At 64.1% G+C, this 281-nt stretch carries 1 protein-coding gene; it reads right to left on the bottom strand.

Going from position 1 to position 281, the window contains the following annotated elements; translation table 11 throughout:
- The coding region (locus FS507_RS16860; RefSeq protein ID WP_186314766.1) for a hypothetical protein at positions 1-281 on the bottom strand (281 nt) is incomplete at both ends.

The raw sequence follows: 281 nt of genomic DNA, 5'->3' as shown, positions 1-281 counted from the left end.
TCTGTACTCCCACCACAACTTCGAGCCACCCCCGCACTTCACTCATCCCCACATCCTTCCTACCCACCTCCCCACCCTCATCCTCTCCATCCCCCCACTCCACCTCCCCCACGACCTCCTCCCCATCTCCCTCCCCATCCACAACCTCCATCACCTCATCCCTCATCTCCCCCACCCCCTCCACTCCCTCCCCGCAGCCGAACTCCTCCCACATCCCTCCAACCATGTCCACCCAGTCCCAGATCTCCTCGCTGACCCACCCTTCCCTGGTGTCCCCCTCC

Source organism: Corynebacterium glyciniphilum AJ 3170 (assembly GCF_007673095.1).
Taxonomy (GTDB): domain Bacteria; phylum Actinomycetota; class Actinomycetes; order Mycobacteriales; family Mycobacteriaceae; genus Corynebacterium.
Note: the sequence above shows the minus strand (reverse complement) of the source record. Positions and strands in the feature narration are given on the sequence as shown.